The organism is Methylobacterium sp. WL116 (assembly GCF_008039455.1).
GTDB lineage: Bacteria > Pseudomonadota > Alphaproteobacteria > Rhizobiales > Beijerinckiaceae > Methylobacterium.
Genome location: NZ_VRUV01000695.1, coordinates 1 through 1,977, shown reverse-complemented (window position 1 = coordinate 1,977; position 1,977 = coordinate 1). Strand labels below are relative to the sequence as shown.

The following is a 1,977-nucleotide window of genomic DNA, read 5'->3' as shown; positions in this document are numbered from 1 at the left end:
GTGTTCGCGGCCACCGGCCGCCGCGTGCGGCAGCTGCCGATCCGCGACCAGCTCAGCGCCTGAGCCAAGGAAGCCGCGCCGCCCGCCGGCGCGGCGACGGACCGGACGACCGAGGGGCCCCTCTTCCACCGGAAGAGCGGGCCCCTCGGCATTTTGCGAAAAGCTCCGTGTCCGAGGCTTCTGTTTTCCCGCGACGTCGCGTTTCGACGGAGCCTTGCCGGTGGATGCCGCGTTTCCGTCACGGAGCCACCGGGATCGTCCTGTCGGTCCCTCTCGGCTCCCAACCACCGGAGATCTCATTCGATGACGCGTCCTGCGTACCTCGCCACCCTGCTCGCCGTGTCCGCGCTCGCGGCGCCCGGCCTGATTGGGCCGGCTTCGGCCTCGCCCTGCTCGGATCGGATCGCCGGGCTGGAGAAGCGGGTGAAGGCGGAGTCGACCGAGGCGATCTCGGCCTCGACCAGCGGCCAGGGCGCCGCGGCCAAGCGCGGCGGCGAAGGCGTGACCGGCACGGAAGGCAACGCGCCCGGCCAGTCGCCGCAGGCCCCGCCGGAGAAGTCGGCCGAGGCCGGAAAGGGCGGCGACGCCGCCCAGCAGGCCAAGGTGGCGCTCGACGAGGCCCGCACCGCCGACGGCAAGGGCGACGTCAAGGCCTGCGAGGCGGCGTTGACCCGCGCCGAGGCGCAGCTCAAGGCGGCGCCGTAAGCACGAGCCTCCGCCGGATGCGCGAGCCTCCGCCGTCGTCCGTCGGATGCGGGGGCCGGTGGAGGCTCGGTTGGGTTCGCGCGCCGGATCGGAAGGACCTATGGGGGGCGGAGCCGGTCGGGCGCGGACGTGCGGCGGGCTGAAAAAAACCGTTTGCGGCGACGACGCCGGCGGCGGTGAAACGGTTTGCGAAACGGTCGGTCGCGGCGAAACGATCGTGGGTCGGGGGCGGAGACCGTGTCCTCGCCCCGCGGAGGCTTCGTCAGGCCGTCGCGTCGAAGGCTAAGCGGGCGGAGGCGGCGCCGAGGGCGTGCGCGTTGCCGTTGAGCCCGGCGCAGAGGTCGTCGATCTCGGCGACGTCGAGGGCCTCGCCGGTCTCGGCGGCGATGGCGTCGATGAGGTGATCCTGGCGGGGGTCGAACGGATGACCCTGCATCCGGTAGAACTGGTAATAGCGCAGGGCCGCCAGGACGGTGTCGCGCTCGCGGGCCGTGACCGTGAAGTTCTGCATGGGCTTTTGGCTCCCGTGTGGCTTCATCGAACGCCGGTACGTGCCGCGGCAACCGCACCAAGCTTGTCCATTGTACGCACAGCGCCGTGAGCGTCCATGTCTTGACACGGCGATCCTGCGTGATTCGGCCGAGAAAGTCCGATTGCGCGCAAGCGGATATTGAGTTTCCGAACGCAATTCCCGTGGTTTTTCAAACCTGTGCGGTCGCAGCCTGCGTTATTCTGCAGGTGTTCCTGCGCCATTGCATCGGATCACGATGTGAGAGTGGCGAGGAAGGCCGGCACCGTCTCGCTGGCCGGGCCGTAGCGGGCCTCGTCGAACGCGTTCGCGTTGTCGGAGGGCTCGGCGTTCAGCTCGCAGGTCGGGATGTTCCGCGCCTGCGCCAGCCGCACGTAGCCGGCCGCCGGGTAGACCGCCCCCGAGGTGCCGATCGCGACGAACAGGTCCGCCGCCGACAGCGCCGCCTGGATCGCGTCGAGATGGTGGGGCATCTCGCCGAACCACACCACGTCGGGCCGCGACGTGCCGACCGCCGAGCATAGCGGGCAGGCATCGGCGACGTCGAGGTCGCCGGGACAGGGAAAGGTGCCGGCGCAGGCGGTGCAGCGGCCCTTCAGCAGCTCGCCATGCATGTGGACGACGGCACGCGAGCCCGCCCGCTCGTGCAGGTCGTCGACGTTCTGGGTGCACAGGAACAGCCGCCCGCCGCGCTCCGCCAGCGCCGCCTCGGCCTGCGCGAGCGCGACGTGGGCCGGGTTCGG

General features: G+C 71.1%; 3 protein-coding genes. 1 reads left to right on the top strand and 2 read right to left on the bottom strand.

The features are described 5' to 3' along the window. Window positions 1–303: 303 nt before the first annotated feature. Entirely contained in the window at window positions 304–705 is a 402-nt protein-coding gene (locus FV223_RS26360; protein WP_147729694.1) for a hypothetical protein, read from the top strand. 262 nt (window positions 706–967) lie between these two features. On the opposite strand, the gene FV223_RS26355 is transcribed toward FV223_RS26360, so the two are convergent. Together FV223_RS26355 and FV223_RS26350 are read right to left on the bottom strand one after the other, a co-directional pair. Continuing rightward, window positions 968–1,216 (bottom strand): hypothetical protein, encoded by a 249-nt coding sequence (locus FV223_RS26355; protein ID WP_147729693.1) that lies wholly within the window; start codon window positions 1,214–1,216, stop codon window positions 968–970. A gap of 251 nt (window positions 1,217–1,467) precedes the next feature. After that, window positions 1,468–1,977, bottom strand: a 510-nt coding sequence (locus tag FV223_RS26350; RefSeq protein WP_147729692.1) for a Sir2 family NAD-dependent protein deacetylase, incomplete at its 5' end; no start/stop codon positions are given.

Bases quoted from the DNA above. Each gene is read 5' to 3' on its own strand.
- FV223_RS26355 (WP_147729693.1), bottom strand. From the start codon at position 1,216: ATGCAGAACTTCACGGTCACGGCCCGCGAGCGCGACACCGTCCTGGCG.
- FV223_RS26360 (WP_147729694.1), top strand. From the start codon at position 304: ATGACGCGTCCTGCGTACCTCGCCACCCTGCTCGCCGTGTCCGCGCTC.